The following is a 19,331-nucleotide window of genomic DNA, read 5'->3' as shown; positions in this document are numbered from 1 at the left end:
GAAAGGACAGCCATGAGCTTCGAACAACGAGTCCGCGACCTCGGTATCGAGCTACCCACCAAGATCGGGCAGCGCGGTGGTGTGGTGCCCTGCGTCCAGGACGGCAACATCCTCTACGTCTCCGGACATGGCCCCGAGGACAACGAAGGCAACCTGTTGTACCGGGGACGCGTCGGCGCCGAGGTCAGCCTCGAGGAGGGGTACGCGGCGGCTCGGGCCACCGGGGTGCAGTTGTTGCGCTCGGTCCGTGACCACGTCGGCAACCTCGACCGGGTCGATCGCATCATCAAGCTGCTCGCCCTGGTGAACAGCGCTGACGACTTCCACGACCAGCCCGCGGTGGTGCACGGCTGCTCCGACCTGCTCGTCGAGATCTTCGGTGAGCGCGGCCGTCATGCCCGCTCGGCGATGGGGACGTCCAATCTCCCGCTGAACCAGCCGGTCGAGATCGAGATGATCGTGCGGCTGCGCTGACGGGCCAACAGCCCCGGGCCGCAGTTTGTGCACAACGAAAGGTACGAGGACGTCGAATGAAGATCGTCGTAGTCGGTGGAGCGTCGACCTACACCCCTGAGCTCATCGATGGCTTTGCCCGCCAGCAGGACCTGTTGTCCCTCGACGAGGTCGTGCTGGTCGACCCGGCCGCTGACCGGCTCGAGCTGGTGGCGGGCATGGGCGAGCGGATGCTGCGGGCGGCCGGGGAGCCGTACCGGCTGACCCATACCGGCGATCTGCGCTCCGCGCTGGAAGGCGCCGACGTCGTGCTCATCCAGATCCGGGTGGGTGGCCAGGAGACCCGGGCCGTCGACGAGAACTTCCCGCTGGAGTTCGGGTGCATCGGGCAAGAGACCACCGGCGCCGGCGGGCTGGCGAAGGCGTTGCGGACGGTCCCGGTCGTCCTCGACATCGCGGCCCAGGTGGCCGAGCACGCGCCGGACGCCTGGATCGTCGACTTCACCAACCCGGTCGGGATCGTCACCCGAGCCCTCCTCGACGAGGGGCACCGGGCTGTCGGGTTGTGCAACGTGGCGATCGGCCTGCAGTACTTCTTCGCCCGGATGCTGGAAACCGAGCCGAGCGAGGTGCAGCTGGCCCACGTCGGCCTCAACCACCTGAGCTGGGAGGCCGCTGTACACCACCAGGGCAAGGACGTGTTGCCGGAGCTGCTCGCCTCCCGTGCGGAGGAGATCGCGAAACGGGTGCAGCTGCCGGCGTCGGTGGTCGAACATCTCGGCCTGGTGCCGTCGTACTACCTGCGGTTCTACTACCAGCACGACGAGGTCCTCCGGCAGCTGCAGGACGGGCCGTCGCGGGCTGACGAGGTGCTGCGGATCGAGCGCGAGCTGTTGGACCTGTACGCCGACCCGAGCGTCGACTACAAGCCCGACGCGCTCACTCGCCGTGGTGGCGCGCTGTACTCGGAGTCCGCGGTCGAACTGGTGTCGTCGCTGCTCGGCTCACGTGACGGTGTGCATGCGGTGAACGCGCGCAACGCCGACGCCCTGGATTTCCTGCCGCCCGACGCGGTCATCGAAGCGAGTGCGGCCGTCGGCAACGGCACGATCGAGTTCGTGCCGGCGCCCACGCTGCCCGCCTCGGCGCGCGGGCTGATCGCCCACGTGTCGGCATACGAGGAGTTGGCCGTCGATGCCGCCGTGCGCGGCGGACGCCGACGGGTCACCGACGCGCTACTTGCCCACCCGCTGATCGGCCAGTGGCCGCTGGCCGAACAACTCGCCGACCGGTTGATCCAGGAGAACAGGAAACACCTGGCATGGGCATGACCGAACCGCTGGTCGTCGGCGTCGACGGGGGCAACTCGAAAACCGACGTAGCCCTCGCGACGCCGGACGGTCGGACGCTGGCGATGGTTCGGGGGTCGGGCAGCTCGCCGGACAAGCTGGGGGACGAGTCAGCTGCTCAGGTGATCACCGACCTCGTCGAGGCGGTCCAGCAGGAGGCGAACGCCGCCGCGCCGATCGGCAGGTTGAGCGCGTTCCTGGCCGGTCTCGACCTGCCTGAGGACGCGCCTCGGTTCAATGCGGTGCTGACTCGGCGCTGGCCGGAGGCCGACGTCCACGTCGACAACGATGCGATGGCGGCCCTGTTGGCTGGGACCGGCGGGACTGCGGGCGTCGCGGTGATCTGCGGTGCGGGCATCAACGCGGTCGGCCTCGGAGCGGCTGGTCAGCGGGCATCTTTCCGCTCGCTCGGGGCGCTGTCCGGTGACTGGGGTGGCGGGCTGGGTCTGGGCCGGACGGTGCTGTGGCATGCCGCCCGGGCCGAGGACGGCCGCGGCCCGCGGACCCGGTTGGCGGAACTGACGAAACAACACTTCGACGTGCACAGCATCGACGAGGTCGTCATGGCCCTACACACGGGCAAGCTCGCCGAGACGCGGCTGGCCGAACTCGTCGACGAGCTCTTCCGGGCCGATGACGAGGCGGACCCGGTGGCGGTGTCGGTCGTGGGCCGCCTGGCTGAGGAGATCGCCGCGATGACCCGGGTCATGCTCGATCGAACGCAGTTGCGGGGCACCGGTGCCAGAGTCGTTCTGGCCGGTGGCGTGCTGACCGGCGGCCGCGACCGCTTGGATAAGCTGATCGACGAAGCGTTGTACCGTGTGGACCCGACTTCGAGCCTCGTGCGGTTGGATGTGCCGCCCGTGGCTGGGGCCCTTGCGCATGCGTTGCCCGAAGGCCTACCGGACCGCGAGCGTTCGCGAATCAAGGAGATGTCACAGGACGCACGCCGGTACCCGGCTGCGGCGGAAGGTGTGGTCACGTGACGAGCGGCAGAGCGAACGGCACCAGTGATCGCACGTTGCTGCTCGCGATCGCTGGAGGACACCTCGAAACCCACTGTGTGCTCCTCGACCTGGACGGTCATGCGCTGGCCAGCCGATCGACGCGCACCGCCTCCCCTCAGCACGTCGGGTTCGACGAGTCCGCACGGGTGATCGGTGAGCTCGTGAACGCGACGGTCACGGCAGCCGAGGTCGCCGACGCTCGCGCGGTGCGCCGGCTCGTCGTGTTCATCGCCGGCGCCGACACCCCCGAGGACCGTCGAGAGCTCGAGCAGCGCCTGGCGAAGTTCTATCCGCATGCCGCTCTCACCGTGGACAACGACATCCACGCCATCCTGTGGGCAGGTCTGCGACGCCCGTCCGGCGTCGCGGTGCTCGCTGACGACGGGATGAACGCCATCGCCCGGTCAGCCACCGGCATGACGGCGGGCTATCTCGCCTTCGGCCAGGTGTCCGGGGAGTGGGGTGGACGCATCGGGCTCGGGCGCGAGGTGTTGTACGCCGCCTCGCGGGCCGAGGACCTTCGAGGTCCGCAAACGTCATTGCAGTACTACGTCGCCGCGCATCTGGGCCGGTCGACGGTCCGTGAAGCGTTGATCGCCTGCCGGGCGCGGGGCGAGTTGGACCGCGAACTGCCTGGGCTGGCCGACCTGTTGTTCGTCGCCGACGACGAGGGCGACGATGTCGCCTGCGGGCTCGTGGACCGGTTGGCCGACGAGGTCGTGATCATGGCGACAGCGGCCATGAAGCGCGCGCGGGTGAATCCCGCCGGCAGTGACGTCATCCTGGCCGGCTCACTGCTCACCCGGGGCCATCGCCGCCTCGACGACCGGGTCGACGAGCAGTTTCATCGGCTCGTTCCGGGCCTGTCGATCACCCGGATGTCCGTGACGCCCGTGGTAGGCGCCGCGCTGGCCGGGATCGGCGCCGAACGAGGCGGTCCCGCGCTCGGAGACGACCTGATGAATTCGATCATCTCCGGAATCTCCGCACTGCCGGAGCAGGCTCCGGTCAGACCGGCCGAAGATCGAGGTGGCATGGCATGAGCCAGAGCCTGGACCGTGGGCTGCGCATTCTCGACGAGATCGTGGCCGGCCGCACCACGCTGACCGAGATCTCGCAAGCACTCGGCGTGCACAAATCAACCGTCCTGCGCTTGCTGACCGTGCTTCAGCAGCACCATTTCGTGTCGCGGGTCGGAACGTCGAACTACCGGCTCGGACACCGGCTGTTCGACCTGGCGAGCTTCGCGATGGAAAGCCGCGACGTCACCGCATCATTGCACGAACCACTTCGCACGCTGGCCACGGTGACCAAGAGCACCGCCTATGCCGTGATCGACGACCTGGGGTCCGGCGTGGTGATCGACGTCGCCGACCCCGCCGACCAGCCGAGTGATCTCGTCCAGGTCGGGATGGAGCTCCCACTGCACGCGTCCGCAGCTGGGCGCGTTCTGCTGTCGGCGATGAAACCCGCCGAGCTCGACAGTGTGGTGAACAGCAGCCTCGCCAAAGCCGGGCCGGATGCCGCAGGCGTCGACAAGGACGCGCTCCTCGGCGACATCGACAAGGTGCGGGTCTCAGGTATCGCGCAGGTCCCGGGCGAGTTCCGGGCGGGCGGACTGTCCGTCGCCGTTCCCGTACGGGACGCGCGCAACGAAGTCGTCGCCGCGCTGGCGCTGATCGGGCAGCCCTCCGAGCACGCCCGGTTCCAGCCGCGTACCCTGCTCGCGCAGCTTCTCGCAGCGGCCAGCAGCGCGTCGGCTCGACTCGGCTGGACCGGCACCGTCGTGGGCTGACCGGCGCCGGCGTCGGCCTTCCGGCTACGTCTTGTCCGCGAGCATGCCCTCCATCTGCTGGACCTGGGTGTGCTGCGTGGTCAGCATGTCGGTGGCCCACTGTTCCAACGTGACGTCGTTGCCGTTGGAGATGACGTCGACCAGCATGGTGATCGCGCCCTGGTGATGCTCGATCATCAACTGCAGGTACAGCACGTCGAACGCGGTGCCCGACGATGCGCTCAACTGATCGAGCTCTTCGGGGGTGGCCATTCCCATCGCTTCGAGCATCTCCGGATGTTGCAGCATGTGGTGGTAGGCCTGTTCGGCGTCGGTGACTTCGAGGTCGTGCCAGCGTTGCCAGTTCTGCATCATCGAGATCTCGAGGCCCTGCTCGACGTCGATCCGGTCGGCCAGCGAGAGCAGTGATGGGTCGCTGGAGCGGTCCGGAGCCATGCGGCTCATGACGAGCGCCTGGTAGTGGTGCGGAATCATCATCTCGACGAATTCCACGTCGACGTCGTTGGCGGTGTTCTGCGCGAGCGCTTCGGAGCGTGCTTCGGCGGGGGACGCCTCGGAGCGAGGTTGTTCTGCCGCTGTGGCGGAGACCGCCGCCGCGCCGATCGCGAGGGCGGTCGTCAACAGCGCACTGGCGACTCGTCGGTGATTCATCGTGCGCCCGTCCTTTCTGCTGTGCTCGGTGATCGACAGGGATCCCTTAGCGCCGGGGCAGTAGCGGATCCCTGTCGATCACCGAGCTCACGCGAAGGTCAGTCCCGATAGCGGGGTTGAGTCTGCGCGTTGAAGTGATCCATCCTGATGCGGTTGGCTCCGGCGAACTCTCGGCCCCTGACCTTCAGGACATCCAGGCCTTTGGCGATGTCGCTGGAGTAGATGTAGCCGTTGTACCAGTACGCCGACCAGGAACCACCGAGTCCGGGCGGGTCCAGCGGACCGCGCTCGAAGTAGGCGATCTCGACCGGGTTGTCCGGGTCGGTGAAGTCGTACACCGAGACGCCGCCCTGGTACCACGCCTGCACCATGATGTCGCCGTGCTTGACGGGGATCAGCGAGCCGTTGTGCGCGACGCAGTTCTCGGTGTCCTGTTGGTGGCGCGGGATCTTGAAGTAGCTACGGAACTCCAGGGTGCGGTCGTCGCCCTGGCCGACGATGTCGAAGATGGCGTTCGCGCCCCGCTCGGGCCCGATCTCCTCGTTGCAGGTGGCTGCGCCACCACCGCCGAGCTCGTCGGTGAACACCACGCGCTTGGCGTCGTTGGTGAAGGTCGCCGAGTGCCAGAAGGCGAAGTTGGCGTCCCTGACCGTGGTGATCACGTACGGGTCGGCGGGATCGGAGACGTCCATCAGGATTCCCTCACCCATGCAGGCGCCCGCAGCGAGGTCCTCCTCGGGGAACACGGTGATGTCGTGGCAGCCGGCGGTGCCGGGAGCGCCACCGTCGGGGAACAGGTTCGGCTTGGCGATCACCGCGGCCTCGGACGGGTTGTCCAGCGGCACTTCCACGATCGAGATCGAATCGTGCGGCGGCTGGCAGTTCGGGAAGGCGTCAGCTGGGCCGTACGACGAGACGTAGAGGTAGACGACCTCGCCACTGTCGTCCGGGACCAGTGTGTGCGTGTGCGACCCGCAATCGGTCTGCACGGACCCGACGTACTCGGGGTTCTCGATGTCGGTGATGTCGATGATGCGCATGCCTTCCCAGGCGTCCGGGTCGGCCGGCGACGAGCCCTCGCTCTGGCACGAGTCGTCCGTGCGCGCGGAGTCGACCGACATGAACACCAGCGACCCGTCGGGGCTGACGGTGGGGTCGCCCTGCCCGCCGGGACACGAGAACTGGCTGACGAGTTCGGTCTTTCGCGGGTTCTTGATGTCGTAGATGTTGATGCCGCCGTAGCTGCCTTGGATAGCGTAATCACCCCAGAACGCCAGGTCACTGTGGGTGAAGCCTTCGTTGACTCCCTGCTGTGGGATGTTCGCGACGTGCGAGATGTTGTCGCTGTGCGCGATCTCGTCGGGTTCGAGTTCGTCGTACTGCGCGGCGGACGGACCGGCCAGGCCGACCGCTGCGACGACCAAGGCGCCGGTCAGCGCGGTCACCTTCGAGCCGAACCATGATCGGCCGCTGCGCTGGGGGAACTGCATGTCGAAGCCTCCTGACACATGTGACTAGTGCTTCCGGGGGGGCACTGCCTGGGTGATACCGCTGGTCATCTGGATGGAGTGAGGCTGAACGAAAATCGACGATAACGGTTCAAGAGGGACATGACTACCCCTTGACAAGTCCGCATGCGGCTCGGTGAGACGTATGAATGGCGGGCATCGTATTCCGCGTCGCCTCGCCGACTAGAGTGGCGCAGGAGTTCTTCGCCGGCTCATCGCCGCGTCGGCGGTATCGAACGAGTGCGGGCCCCGCAGGCAGGCGCTGCGAGCCGACCGCGCAGCAAGGCAGGCGTTGATGTCATCGACGAAGATCGACCTCTGGTCCATCGGACCGTCGGTCTATCTCCCGTCATTGCTCTTCGGTATCGGACAGGGAGCCATCGCTCCGGTCATTCCCCTCAGCGCGCGGCACCTCGGGGCATCCGTCGCGACGGCCGGGCTGGTCGTCGCATTCCTCGGTGTCGGGCGCGTCATCGGTGACCTGCCGGCGGGTCTGCTGGCCATCCGGATGGGCGAGCGCCGGGCGATGCTCGTCGCGCTCGTCGTCACCGTCGCCGCGCTCGGTGCCTGCATCACGGCAACCAGCGTCGCCGTCCTGATCGTCGCCGTCGTGTTCATCGGATTCGCGACGGCGGTGTTCGGGTTGGCGCGGCATGCGTATCTCGCTGACGTGATGCCGTACGAGCAGCGCGGGAGGGCCCTGTCGACGCTGGGCGGGACCCATCGCGTCGGCATGTTCGTGGGGCCGTTCCTCGGCGCCGCCATGATGAAAGGCCTGGGCACCGACGGCGGATACTGGCTGCACGTGGTGGCTTCCGTCGCCGCGGCCGTCGTCTTGATCGTCGTCCCGGACCCACCGACGGCGCGGCACGTCGTCGAGGCGCATCGGTCGCCGTCCCCGATCAGTATGCGGCGGGTCATACGGCAGCAAGCGCCGGTACTCCGGACGCTCGGGGCGGCGGCGTTGCTGGTTGGGGCCGCGCGTGCGTCGCGGGAGGTCGCGCTGCCGCTGTGGGGCGAGGAGATCGGGCTGAGCCCCGCGACGACGAGCCTGATCTTCGGCATCTCCGGAGCGGTCGAGATGCTGCTGTTCTATCCCGCCGGCATGGTCATGGACCGGATGGGACGGCGGTGGGTCGTGGTGCCGTCGATGCTGATCCTGGGCATGTCCCTGGTGCTGCTGCCACTCACCGCGGCACTCGGGACATACACCGCGGTCGCAGCGTTGATGGGGCTCGGTAACGGCCTGGGCAGCGGCATCATCATGACGATCGGCGCGGACGTGTCCCCGGACGGCGGCCGCGCGGCGTTCCTGGGGGCGTGGCGCCTACTCTCCGATGTCGGGAACGGTTTGGGGCCGCTGTCGGTCAGCGCCGTCACGGCGGTGGCGACGCTGGGTGTCGCGGTTGCCGCAGCCGGGGGCATCGCCTTCCTCGCCGCGGGCCTGATGGCGCGGTGGGTGCCGCGACACCGGCCGTCCCACCCCTCATGACGGGGTGGGACGGCCAGTGCCGACGGGTGACGCGGCACGTCACTCCTCGAAGGAGTCCTTGACGTGCACCGGGTAGAAGTGAACCTCGCGGCCCTGCCCGCCCATGCCGGTGCCCGGGTCGACCGGCGGCGGCTCGGCTGTGGCCATCTTGATGCCGAGGCTCAGCGGAATGTTGTGCCGGTGCGGCGTGTGCTGTGAGTACACCGGTTCGGTGAAGCCCATCTCGGTGAACGTTCCCGAGATCAGCATGGCGTGGTCGATCTTGCCGTCCGGCTTCTTGTCCGGGTCCCAGTCGGCGAACAGCACATCGCCCGGCTGAAGATCCCAGATGGCGTCCGTCTCGGCCGGGCTGCCGGACTTCCACGCCTCGGCGCGCCCGGATTCGGTCATGAAGCGCCACAGCATGTACGCGATCGTCCAGGTCTCGGACGCGCGGTACGGGCTCGGCCACGACAGCGCGTCGGTCCAGTTCTCGACGTTGCCCGGCCAGTAGCCGTCGACCTTGGGCCAACCACCGGCGACCAGCATCTGGGAGGCGAAGTTCGTGCAGTCGTTCACGTTGTCGTAGGCCGGATACTCGTCCTCGTCGAACCACACGTGGTGGTAGTCGTGGTTGTAGCGCGGAGTCGGCCCGGGTGAGTAGTCGATGATCGACCACGTCTGCGCGTAGGCGGCTGCGGCGTCGCGGTCATAGGAGACCGTGCGGAGTTGGTGGGGCGGACCGCCCGCGTCCGCCGGAGACTCGGCTGGCTCGGAGTTCTCGGCGGGTCGTGATTGCTGCGCCGACTCCTCCGTACTGGGTGGATCGACGTAGGAGACCTTCTCGACGTGCCACTGGCCGCGTGAACGGCTGAAGTCGATGCGGTAGCGATCGCTGAGCATCGACGATCCGAGCTCATCGTCGTTCCAGGTCAGATTGGTCACCGAGGTGGTGGTCACCGAGGCTCTGTCGGGGTGGATCTCGACCTCGGCGCCGGGAACGAAATCGGTCTTGACGTCGCTGGCCCGCAAGCCCCGCTCGTCGGCGAGTTCGGTGGCGATCTGCGCGATGCTGCTGCTGACGTTGGCCGGTTGGGCGGCGACTCGATGGGCGGGCAGCCGTGCAGCTCCCTGCTCACCGGGTCCCAACCATCCCTGGTCGCGGTCGGCCAAGTACTGCTGGGCGAGCAGCTCGACCTGACGTTCCGGCGGCAGCGGAGTGGTCATGGCATCGGCGTCCGTCGTCGGCTGGGCAGCCACGGTGTTGGTCGCCACGGCGCTGAGCGCGATGGCCGCGCACACGGTCAGTGTGCCCATGTGTGTGTTCCGCAATGTGCATCCTCCATGCGTTTCCGCGGACCCGATCGGCCCACGGCGATGGTGACGGCGGCCGCATTCCTCCGGCTTGCCTGACGCTTTCTTGCCGACGGCGTTGGATATCGTGATCGTCGATCGTCGGAGGCGGGATGGGGACGCAGTTTCAGGCGCTGGGCCGGATCCGGTTGCTGCGCGACGGAGCGGAAGCCGCGATCTCGGGGAAACTGGCCCGCACGTTCCTCGCCATGCTGCTGTCTCGCCCGAACGAGCCGGTTCCGGTGCACGTGCTGGCTGAGGCGCTGTGGCCCGGCGAACCTGACGACGGCGCGCAGCGCAAGCTGCAACTACACGCGCACAAGCTTCGCCGGCTGCTGGACGAGCCGGATCGGCTGGCTTTCGAACACGGTGGTTATCGGCTGCGGGTGGATCCGGGTGACGTGGACGTCCAGGTGTTCGAGTCGTTGGCTGATCAGGCCGTGGAATCGGCCGGTGTGGACCGGACCCGCTGTGCCGAGTTGGCTCGCCGCGCCCTCGAGTTGTGGCGGGGAACGCCGTACGGCGGCTTGGACGTACCTGAGCTGGTGGCCGAGGAACGCCGGCTGTCCGAACGCCGGCTGGCCGTGCTGGAACTTCTCTACGAGTCCGAAGTAGCGCGCGGTCGCGCCGGCGCCGTCGTCAGCGAGCTCGCTGACCTGGCTCGACGACACCCGCTGCGCGAACGGCTGATTGCGCTGTTGATGACAGCGCTGTACCGATCCGGGCGCCAGGCCGAAGCGCTCGAGGTGTATCGGAACGCACGAGACACGCTGGTCGACGAGCTCGGCATCGAGCCGGGGCCTGAGCTGCGAGAACTCGAACGCCGGGTGCTGGCGGACGACGTACCGTCCGGCGACGCGGACGTACGACCAGAGCACCAGCAGACGCCAGCGCCTGCGGACCGTCCACACGTTCCCCGGCAACTGCCTGTTGACATCGCCGGATTCATCGGCCGTGCAGGCGACGTCGAGCAACTGGACCGGCTTGTCGAAGCCGGCATCGACAACGGCGGGACCATCATCGCCGTGCACGGGCCGGCCGGTGCCGGCAAGACGACGGTCGCGGTGCACTGTGCCCATCGCCATGTCGACCGGTTCCCCGACGGCCAGCTCTTCCTCAACCTGCGTGGGCACGGCCCCAGCGAGCCGCTCGACACCGCCACCGCGCTGGACGCCCTCCTTCGGGGCCTGGGCTGGACCGGCGCGCTGCCTGAGCACCAACACCAGCGCAGCGAGCTCTTCCGCGATCAGATGGCCGATCGACGGATGCTCGTCGTGCTCGACAACGCGCGCGACACCGACCACGTCCGGCCGCTGCTGCCCGGTGGGCGCAACGTCGTCGTGGTGACGTCACGCAGCCAGTTACGTGGTTTGGCCGCACGCGACGGCGCGGACCGGGTGCCGGTCGAGCACATGACGGCAGAAGACGCCGTCGAACTCCTGCACGCGCGGCTACAGGCTCACCCGGACGTCCAGACCGCGGACGGCCTGGTCGCGATCCGGGAGCTGGCCGAGCTCTGCGGGAATCTACCGGTGGCCCTGGCCGTGGCCGCCGAACGAGCCGGGCGCTATCACCGTCTCGCGCTCCGCGACGTGGTCGCCGACCTGCGGCGAGAACACAACGTCCTGAACACCCTCACGGCGTGGGAAGACGACCCCACGACAAGTGTCCGGGCCGTGTTGTCGTGGTCGTACGAGGCGCTGGCTGACGACGCGGCCCGCCTGTACCGGCTGCTCGGGCTGCATCCGCACCCCACGTACTCGACTGTGGCGGCAGCGGCACTGTGTGGTGTCGGTGTCGCGGCAGCGGGCCGGCTACTCGGCCGGCTGGTCGACACGCATCTGGTCAGTGAACCCCGGCCGGGTGAGTACGAGATGCACGACCTCGTCCGCGCCCACGCGGCTGAGCTCGTCCACGCCACCATCGCCGATGCGGAGCGGACGGCCGCGGTCGACCGGATGCGGTCGGCCTACGTGCACAGTGTCGACAACGCCAGGACAGCGGTGCTCGGAACGTCCCTGGTGACGGTCCCGCTGCCGGACGTGTTGCCTGGCGTGGAACCCGAGAAGTTCAGCGGATCGGACGCGGCGGCGCGCTGGTTCAACGACAACCGAGCCCGCCTCACCGCCATCGTCACCGACACCGCCCGCAGCGGCGACCACGTCACGAGTTACCAGCTCGCGTCGCTGATGGGGATGCTGCTGGACCCCGCCGTTCATCCGCTGGAGGCGATGCAGCTGTGTGACCTCGCCACCAGCAGTGCCGAAGCCGTCCACGATCACGCTGCTGAGGCCATCTGCACGTGGCAGCGCGGGGTGGTGCACTGGTCGTGCGGACGGCCCCGAGAAGCCCTCGAGTGCGCCGGGCGCGCTGAGCAGCAGTTCCGGGCCGTCGGCAATGAGCGGGGCCAGCTTGCCGCGCTGATGTCCCGGGGGCTCGGCCAGGGCCACCTGGGGCAGTTCGACTCGGCGATCGAGAGCCTGGAGGAAGCGGTCGCCCTGGCGGTCGAACTCGCCGCCCCGCGCGCGATGATCCAGAACAATCTGGCGATGACCTACCTCGCCGCCGGCCGGCGCCAGCAGGCCTGCGCGATGGCGCAAGAAGCCGTGCGCTCGGCCCTGGACGAGCGCAGCGCGCGCCTCGTAGCCGTGTGCACCGACTCGCTGGCCGAGGTGTACCTGGCCATGGGGGAGCCGGGCCGGGCCCGCGACCTCTATCTCGACGCACTCGCCCGCTACCAGCACTCGGGGGTCACCGCCGAGACGCCCGACACGTGGAAGAGTCTCGGCGAGGCGCAACTCGCCCTCGGCGACACCTCGGCGGCGCGCACCAGCTGGGAACACGCGCTTCGGCTGCTCGACGACCACGGCTGGGCGGACAGTCACCGCGTCACCCGGTCCGAGTTGCGCGAGCTGATCGCGAGCCTGGACCGACCGGCCATGACGTCCGCAAGCCACGATATCCGGCCGTGAGTCCAGCGGCCAGGATCGTCGGCACGTGCTGTCGCGACCGGGCTGCGAAACGCGACGTGATCATGACAGTCTGACGACGAAGTGCGGCAGGGCGACCAGGGACAGGCATGAGTGAACGTCCGATCGGTGAGAGCGCCGATGACCTGGCCGGGGTACGCGACGACGACGTCCCGCGCGCGATGGACGAGGTCGTCGACCTTGTGCGCGGCGATCTCGACGCCGTGCGGCGGCTGGTGAACAAGGCTCGCGCCGGTCATGGCCACGATCTGGACGCAGAGCTCGGCGCGGTCGCCGCGGTGATGCAACGCGAGCTGCGCCAGCTCGGGTCAGAGGTCCAGCACGCTTTCACGACCGTGGTCGACGAGCTCGACGAGTTGCGTCGGCCGACGGCCGAAGGTCAGGCGCCGTCGACGCCGGCCCGATCACTGGACGAGGCGGAGCTTCATGTGTCGAGCTCGTCGCCAGATCACCACGATGTGCTGGCTCATCCGCCGCCGAACAGCGTGATCGTCGTCGATGAGTCTGTCGTTTACACCACCGATGAACTCGGGCGCGTGGTTCGTGCTCAAGCGGAGTTGACGGCAATCCAGCCGGAGCAACCACGGAACCGGCGGGCCGAGCGCACGGTGAAGGGGCGCCTTCCCGGCGATCATGCCGGGCACATCATCGCTCGCATCCTGGGTGGGGTCGGCGACTCCATCAACTTGGTCCCGATGGAGGCCCGCCGAGTCAACCTCGGTCAATACCGAACCCTCGAACGCGAGTGGCAACGGGCCATCGACGCAGGAGGGCGGGTGGACGTCGACGTGCAACTCGTGTACCGGGACGACAGCGCGCGGCCCGCGTACCTGGACGTCGCCTACTCGACACCGCAACGAAACAACCGGCTCGTCATCAGGAACACACCACAGCGGAGCAGCAAATGACCGGCATGCCTGACCAACACCGTCTCACCCAGATCGGCCAAGCCATGCTGGAAGCGGCCGGATCCGAGTGGAAGACGATCACACTCGATGTCACTGCCGCGGCGGCCATGACGAAAACGAGCCTGACTATCGAAAAGGCCGACGGGACGTACGACCACACGACCAACATCTCCACGGACGGTGCGATCGCCTGTGACGAACTCCGTGAGGCGATGTATCAGGAAGGCAAGGGGACCTGGTACAACGCGACGTTCGTGGTCGATGAGGAACGTCGGATCAGCGCCGATTTCGACTACGAGAACCCGCCGTTCGGTGGCGTGGCCGATGATGACGACCCGGACAGCGAGGGTGACGCCGACCCGGAGTTGTTGCTGGAAGACCACCGGATGTTTCCCCGCGACCCGGACGTTCTGCCCGAGTGGCATCCGGCGCGCACGGCCGGGCCGGCCTGATCGAACCGTGAGCGCCCGCCACGCCAGCGCTCTCGCATCGCCTGGCACACTGAACGGTTCCACAAATCGGGCATAACGGGCGCGAAAGCGACCGTTCAGCGTGCCACGCGCCAGCGCGAGGCAACCAAGCCCCGCGTCATGACGTGTGATGCGCGAGCAGGTCGCGGGCCAGGTCGATGCCGACGTCGCGCAGTCGGGGTGGCGAGAATACGAACGCTTCGGGCCCAGCGACCACCAGCAGCAGCCCCAACCGCTCGTCCACCGGCTCGAGCAGGTATGCCCGCATCCGGATGGTCTCGGTGTCCTCGTGGACGACTTCCACCGATTCGGCGAACCGCTCGACCGCCCAGCGCACGTCTTGCGGCACGACCAGGTCGACCAGGTGCTCGCGGCGGTTCGCCGCGATGCGCAGCTCGTAGTCGGCCGGGCGCTCGAAGGACTCGTCGAGCACCTGCGCCTCGCGCACGCCGGACAGCAGGAACGTCCCGACGTGATCGGTACCGGCGATCCCGGCGTCCACCTCCCAACCGCGCCGGGTCTTGATCAGTCGGTACGGCTCGAGCACGTGCTCGCGCAGCCCGGGCCGCCACGCGCGAGCGTAGGTCACCCGGATGCGCCGCCGCCGCCGTAGCGCGTCGCCGACGGTCTGGGCCAGCTCGGCCAGCCAGGTACTGCGGCCGGTGCCGATACCGGAGAGCACGGTCGCCGTCAGGGCCTTGAGCGCGCCGTCCAAGGCGTCGTTGTCCGGTTCGATCGTCAGCAGGTTCTGCCCGGCACGGTAGATGTTCGCCAGTTCGCCGACGGTGACGTAGTCGGACCCGACGTCTCTGGTCGGCCTCGGCGGGGCGGAGACGAACTCGGCCTCCGCGGGATCGGCGTCCTCGCCGTCCGCGTCGTGAAACCGGAGCGGACTGCTCTGGTTCAACACGTTCGGCGCGAACGCCGGGTCGACCTCGGCCCCGTAGTACGCGCGCAGCTCGCTGCGCAGGGTCTCGGTGTCGACCCCGACGTGCTCGGCCAGTTGGGCTATCGGCAACCCGCCGGCGTGGACCGCCAGTTGATTCAGCGCCCGGGTGACGCGGTCGAAGCGCTGGACATAGCGTGGTGTGCCGGCCATCAGCGCTGCCTCACGATCCGGCGCAGCTCGGCGACGATCTCGTCGCGCACCTCGTCCGGTGCGACCACGCGCACTCGTCGGCCCAGCTCGTACACCCGCGCCCGGAAGGCGGCCCGGTGCGTCACCGGGACCGTCAGGCGCACCGCGGCGTCGGTCACCTCCCGCTGCACGGGCTCGCCCAGCATCATCGTGACCTGCGGCTCGTGCTGGACCTCGGTCTCGACCACGACCTCCACGGCCGGGTCCGGATGCCACGTGAGCGGGTTCAACTCGTCGTCGGGCTCGTCCGCCGCGACGGTGGCGGTGCCGGGTGGGTCGACGGTGACGTCGGACATCCGGTCGGTCACGAACCGTTTGGTGATGGCTGCATCGTCGGCCGACGCCTCTTCACGGCCGACGAGATACCAGCCGGACGCGCCGGGATGCACCAGGTGCGGATGGACGACCCGCGGCTTCTGCTTGTACGTGAACCGCAGCAGGCACCGGTGCTCGACGGCGTAGGCGGCCTTGTCGAGGGCGTCGTGCCCGGGCCGATGCGGGTCGCGAGACCGGACCGGGCCGGGGTCGTCCGGTTCCATCGGCGGATCGCCGAGCCGGTCGCGAAACGCCGTGTCGCCGGCCACGAGAGCCGCTCGCACCAGCTGCACCTGATGCTCGGGCGACAGCGAGACGCGCAGCCGGGTGTCACGCGAATGCAAGCGATAGACGCCGAGTTCGCCAGAGCCTGCAGTGTTGCGGATGTCCCAGCCGATCTTCTGCAGTGCCGTCAGGTCGCGGTGCAGTTGCCGAGCGGCGTCGATCTCGCTGGCGGCGCCGTAGTCGCCGACGGCGATGAGCTGCTCAGCGCTGCGTCCGGTCGGCTCGCCCGCCTCGAGGGCCAGCAGGAGCCGCGTCAGCCGCTCCAGCGGCCCGAGCTGGTCGCGTCCACCCGGCATGCGCCCTCCAGCACCCCCCAGCGCTGATCGTCCATGATCACGATATGGCACCGCCCGTTGCTGCGGGAAGTATCGGCGCCGATCACGATCGTCAGGACATCGTGAGACCTGCGTCGTAGGCCAGCATCGCCACCTGAACCCGGTTGCTGGCGTCGAGTTTGGCGAAGATCCGGGTCAGGTGTGTCTTGACGGTCGCCTCGCTGAGGTACATGTCGCCGGCGATGTCGCTGTTGGACCGGCCCGCGGCGACGGCGCTGACGATCTCGCGCTCACGAGGCGTGAGCAGCGCCAGTCTGGCCTGAGCGTCGGCTCGGCGCGGGTCGGTGTGCAGGCCGACGAAGTGCGCGATCAGCCGTGTGGTCACCCGTGGGGCCAGCATCGCGTCGCCCGCGGCGACAGCACGAACCGCGGCGATGATCTCCTGCGGCGACGCGTCTTTGAGCAGGAATCCACCGGCGCCTGCTTCCAGCGCCCGGAACACGTATTCGTCGAGGTCGAAGGTGGTGAGCACGACGACCTTGGGGGCGCGAGGCAGCCGGGTGAGTGCCGCTGTGGCAGCGAGGCCGTCCATGCGCGGCATCCGGATGTCCATCAGCACGACATCGGGCGCGTGCCGCAGGACCGCGTCGACGGCGGCATGCCCGTCACCGGCCTGACCGGCCACGGTGATGTCGCCCGCGGTGCTCAGGATGCCCTCCAGCCCGGTCCGCACCAGCGGGTCGTCATCGACGAGCACGACCCGCAGCTGACGTTGAGATGTGTCGGTGATGGTCATTCCGCTCCGTCGTCGGTGTCCGGGGTCCACGGCAGCCAGGCGGTGACGGTGAAGCTGTCGCCGTCCGGCCCGGTGGTGACCGTCCCACCCAGGGCGTTCGCCCGTTCGGCCATGCCGATGAGGCCGCTTCCGGTGCGGGCGACGGACTCTTCCGGGAGGTGTGTCGGCAGTGGGTTGGTGACGTCGATGCTCACCCCGGCGTCGCGATGGCCGCGGACGACGACCTGGGCCGTCACGCCGGGCGCATGCCGGGCCACGTTGGTGAGCGACTCCTGCACGATGCGGTACGTCGCGGTGGCGACGACCTTGGGCGCAGAGGCGGCGTCGTCGACGAAGATCGTCGCGTTGACGGGGATGCCGGAGCGCCGGGACGCGTCGACCAATTCAGGGAGGTCCGCGAGCGACGGCGATGCGTACGGTGCCGGCGGCGCGTCCGTCGGGCCCTCGCCGAGCGCCCGGCCGTCCCGTAGCACGCCGACCACTTGGCGCAGGTCGTCGAGCGACTGGCGAGCCGTCTGGCGAATGGCTTGGGCGGCGTCGCGCCGGCCATGATTCTCCGCCTCCAGGGCGCCGGCCTGCAACGACAGCAGCGACAGTCGGTGGCCGAGCACGTCGTGCATCTCTCGGGCGATCCGCGCTCGCTCCTCGTGGCGAGTCTTGTCGGCGAGCAGCGCGCGCTGTTCACCGTCGCGGGCGGCGATCTCGGCGCGGGCTTGCCGATACAACCCGACGACCACCGGGATCGCGGTCATGGTCGCCGCCACGACGAGGACGGCGACGAACGGGACCCGCACGGTGGTGGCCGAATCGGCCATACCGCCGCCGAACACCCACTGCATCGGTGAGTACTCGGGATCGCGGCGTGCGTCGCGCTCCACCGCGATGAGCGTGGCCAGGAACACGACGGCGGCGATGGCCCACAGCACGTGGTCGCGTCGACGCGCGGCCACCGCGGCCAGAGCGACCAGGGCCGCGAGACTGTCGGTGACGAACACCAACGGCGGGGCAACCGCCGCCAACGCGACGATCTCGGGGTGGCGGTGCCGCCAGACCAGCGCCCCGGCCGCCGCCAGCGCCGCGAGCAGCCCCAGGACCTCACGAGCACTCGGTTCGACGGACTGGGTGGCCGGCACGTAGCCCGCGGCCACGAAGACCATCAGGCTGCTGAACACACCCGCGCAGATCGCCACGACCGTTGCCGCCAGGCGTGGCGCGAACAGCAACAGCCTGGAAGCAACGGTAGCCGCGGAGCCGCGGTCATGAGTGAGCACCCGAGCAAGCTACGACCAGGGCCGGACACAACAGCCGGTTCGCGGTGGTTCGGCGCCGGCGCGGAGGTGACGACTTTCGTCGTACCCGGTCGTGGCGGATCGGACGACGCGGCCGCGGGCGCCCGCGCGCTTCCATCACCTCAGTGGGCTCGACTCGAGCCCGTGAGGGTGGGAGGACATGTGATGAACGAGCACCAGCAGCCAGCGGGTTGGTATCCCGACCAGCACGGCATCGTACGCTGGTGGGACGGTACGCAGTGGACGCAGCACACGGCTCCGCAAGGGGTCCCGCAGGCAACCGCGACCGACACCAGGAACCGCCAAGCACGCAACGGGCTCGGCATCGCCGCGCTCATCGTCGGCATCATCGGCTGCCTGTTCGGACTGGTCCCGTTGATGTTCTGGGTGGCCGGTCCGCTTGGCGTGACCGGGCTGATCCTCGGCTTGGCCGGCCGGGGCCGGGTCAAGCGCCGCGAGGCCACCAACATCAAGACGGCGTGGGCGGGCGTCGTCGTCAGTCTCGCTGCCCTGGCGTTGAGCGTGTACGGGGCGGCCGTCACCTTCGACGCGTTCAGCGACCTGGGTGAGGAGCTGGACTCCGCCGACGACCCGGCTCCGGTGGTCCAGAACGATGACGAAGTGACCGAAGCCGCCGCCGAGTCCGGCGACGACGCAGCGGCAGCCGCCGGATCGCGCGAGAATCCGCATCCCGCCGGGACGACCGCCGATCTCGGCGACTGGCAGGTCAGTATCGACACCACGGCTCCGGACGGCACAGCTGTCATCGCCGAGGCCAGCGAGTTCAACCCGGCGCCGCAGGACGGCAACGAGTACGTCGTCGCTCCGGTGTCGGCGACCTTCAGCGGTGACGACACCGGCACCGCCTGGCTGGACTTGAGCGTCGAGTTCGTCAGCGCTGGCGGCAACACCTACGACGGGTTCTGCGGGCTCCTGACCGACGGCCTCATGGAGCAAGGTGAGCAGTTTCCCGGCGCGACGGTCGACGCCAACGTCTGTGCCGAGGTGCCGGCTGATCAGGTCGACGGCGGGGTCTGGCGCGTCACCGAGTCATTGACGCTCGACCAGTCGACGGCGTTCTTCGCGATGCAGTGAATAGCCGCACGTCCACAGATCTTCATGAAGTGCGTTGCTTGCGCTGACGCGTGGGACGGTCGGCTCCCGGCGCTGAATGACGTGGCACGCTGAAATGCTCCACAAGTCGGACAATTCGGGCGTGATTGGTCACTTTCACCGTGCCACGCGGTGCGCACCGCAGGAATACCTGCCCTGAATCGT

17 protein-coding genes are annotated in these 19,331 nt (G+C 68.7%); 10 read left to right on the top strand and 7 right to left on the bottom strand.

The window, feature by feature from the left end; all coding sequences use genetic code 11:
• Positions 1 to 12 precede the first annotated feature (12 nt).
• The 5 genes from M6444_RS08965 to M6444_RS08945 are packed head-to-tail and all read left to right on the top strand — an operon-like array spanning position 13 to position 4,604.
• The gene (locus M6444_RS08965; protein ID WP_298325796.1) at positions 13 to 474 is read left to right on the top strand and encodes a RidA family protein; all 462 of its coding nucleotides are present in this window, start codon (positions 13 to 15) and stop codon (positions 472 to 474) included.
• Between the two features lie 56 nt (positions 475 to 530).
• Positions 531 to 1,784: a 6-phospho-beta-glucosidase gene (locus M6444_RS08960; RefSeq protein WP_298325793.1), complete on the top strand. Its 1,254-nt coding sequence runs from the start codon at positions 531 to 533 to the stop codon at positions 1,782 to 1,784.
• Complete coding sequence (locus M6444_RS08955; protein ID WP_298325790.1) at positions 1,775 to 2,788, top strand: BadF/BadG/BcrA/BcrD ATPase family protein; 1,014 nt, start codon at positions 1,775 to 1,777, stop codon at positions 2,786 to 2,788. The genes M6444_RS08960 and M6444_RS08955 overlap by 10 nt, the downstream gene beginning before the upstream one ends.
• Entirely contained in the window at positions 2,785 to 3,852 is a 1,068-nt protein-coding gene (locus tag M6444_RS08950; protein WP_298325787.1) for a BadF/BadG/BcrA/BcrD ATPase family protein, read from the top strand. Before M6444_RS08955 ends, M6444_RS08950 begins: the two co-directional genes overlap by 4 nt.
• Positions 3,849 to 4,604 carry an IclR family transcriptional regulator gene (locus M6444_RS08945; protein WP_298325785.1) on the top strand — a complete coding sequence of 252 codons (756 nt, stop codon included), beginning with the start codon at positions 3,849 to 3,851 and terminating at the stop codon, positions 4,602 to 4,604. The genes M6444_RS08950 and M6444_RS08945 overlap by 4 nt, the downstream gene beginning before the upstream one ends.
• A 24-nt stretch (positions 4,605 to 4,628) precedes the next feature.
• Here the strand turns inward: M6444_RS08945 and M6444_RS08940 are convergent, their stop codons facing one another.
• Both M6444_RS08940 and M6444_RS08935 read right to left on the bottom strand, forming a co-directional pair.
• The gene (locus tag M6444_RS08940; RefSeq protein ID WP_298325782.1) at positions 4,629 to 5,255 is read right to left on the bottom strand and encodes a DUF305 domain-containing protein; all 627 of its coding nucleotides are present in this window, start codon (positions 5,253 to 5,255) and stop codon (positions 4,629 to 4,631) included.
• A gap of 98 nt (positions 5,256 to 5,353) precedes the next feature.
• Positions 5,354 to 6,745 carry a hypothetical protein gene (locus tag M6444_RS08935; RefSeq protein WP_298325780.1) on the bottom strand — a complete coding sequence of 464 codons (1,392 nt, stop codon included), beginning with the start codon at positions 6,743 to 6,745 and terminating at the stop codon, positions 5,354 to 5,356.
• Between the two features lie 313 nt (positions 6,746 to 7,058).
• Between M6444_RS08935 and M6444_RS08930 the strand changes: the two genes are divergently transcribed.
• The gene (locus tag M6444_RS08930; RefSeq protein WP_298325777.1) at positions 7,059 to 8,255 is read left to right on the top strand and encodes an MFS transporter; all 1,197 of its coding nucleotides are present in this window, start codon (positions 7,059 to 7,061) and stop codon (positions 8,253 to 8,255) included.
• Between the two features lie 39 nt (positions 8,256 to 8,294).
• Here M6444_RS08930 and M6444_RS08925 read toward each other — a convergent pair whose 3' ends face one another.
• Positions 8,295 to 9,551 (bottom strand): amidase domain-containing protein, encoded by a 1,257-nt coding sequence (locus tag M6444_RS08925; protein WP_298325774.1) that lies wholly within the window; start codon positions 9,549 to 9,551, stop codon positions 8,295 to 8,297.
• Between the two features lie 149 nt (positions 9,552 to 9,700).
• Here M6444_RS08925 and M6444_RS08920 point away from each other — a divergent pair, with 149 nt between their 5' ends.
• The 3 genes from M6444_RS08920 to M6444_RS08910 all read left to right on the top strand — a co-directional run bounded on the left by M6444_RS08920 (position 9,701) and on the right by M6444_RS08910 (position 13,937).
• Positions 9,701 to 12,559 (top strand): BTAD domain-containing putative transcriptional regulator, encoded by a 2,859-nt coding sequence (locus M6444_RS08920; RefSeq protein ID WP_298325772.1) that lies wholly within the window; start codon positions 9,701 to 9,703, stop codon positions 12,557 to 12,559.
• A 107-nt stretch (positions 12,560 to 12,666) separates the two neighbouring features.
• Complete coding sequence (locus M6444_RS08915; protein WP_298325769.1) at positions 12,667 to 13,485, top strand: DNA/RNA non-specific endonuclease; 819 nt, start codon at positions 12,667 to 12,669, stop codon at positions 13,483 to 13,485.
• A complete protein-coding gene (locus M6444_RS08910; protein ID WP_298325766.1) occupies positions 13,482 to 13,937 on the top strand; it encodes a hypothetical protein in 456 nt (151 codons plus the stop codon). The genes M6444_RS08915 and M6444_RS08910 overlap by 4 nt, the downstream gene beginning before the upstream one ends.
• A gap of 136 nt (positions 13,938 to 14,073) precedes the next feature.
• Here M6444_RS08910 and M6444_RS08905 read toward each other — a convergent pair whose 3' ends face one another.
• The 4 genes from M6444_RS08905 to M6444_RS08890 all read right to left on the bottom strand — a co-directional run bounded on the left by M6444_RS08905 (position 14,074) and on the right by M6444_RS08890 (position 18,035).
• Positions 14,074 to 15,054, bottom strand: coding sequence for a WYL domain-containing protein (locus tag M6444_RS08905; RefSeq protein ID WP_298325764.1), 981 nt, complete (start codon positions 15,052 to 15,054; stop codon positions 14,074 to 14,076).
• The gene (locus M6444_RS08900) at positions 15,054 to 15,989 is read right to left on the bottom strand and encodes a WYL domain-containing protein (protein WP_298325762.1); all 936 of its coding nucleotides are present in this window, start codon (positions 15,987 to 15,989) and stop codon (positions 15,054 to 15,056) included. Before M6444_RS08900 ends, M6444_RS08905 begins: the two co-directional genes overlap by 1 nt.
• A gap of 91 nt (positions 15,990 to 16,080) precedes the next feature.
• Positions 16,081 to 16,764, bottom strand: coding sequence for a response regulator transcription factor (locus M6444_RS08895; RefSeq protein WP_298325759.1), 684 nt, complete (start codon positions 16,762 to 16,764; stop codon positions 16,081 to 16,083).
• Positions 16,761 to 18,035, bottom strand: a complete 1,275-nt coding sequence (locus M6444_RS08890) for a histidine kinase (protein WP_298325756.1) — start codon at positions 18,033 to 18,035, stop codon at positions 16,761 to 16,763. The genes M6444_RS08895 and M6444_RS08890 overlap by 4 nt, the downstream gene beginning before the upstream one ends.
• Positions 18,036 to 18,218: 183 nt before the next feature.
• Here M6444_RS08890 and M6444_RS08885 point away from each other — a divergent pair, with 183 nt between their 5' ends.
• A complete protein-coding gene (locus tag M6444_RS08885; RefSeq protein WP_298325754.1) occupies positions 18,219 to 19,148 on the top strand; it encodes a DUF2510 domain-containing protein in 930 nt (309 codons plus the stop codon).
• Positions 19,149 to 19,331 lie beyond the last annotated feature (183 nt).

The organism is Haloactinopolyspora sp. (assembly GCF_027324685.1).
In the GTDB taxonomy this organism is placed as follows: Bacteria; Actinomycetota; Actinomycetes; order Jiangellales; family Jiangellaceae; genus Haloactinopolyspora.
The sequence above is the reverse complement of the archived record's forward strand: the minus strand, read 5'-3'. Positions and strand labels throughout refer to the sequence as shown.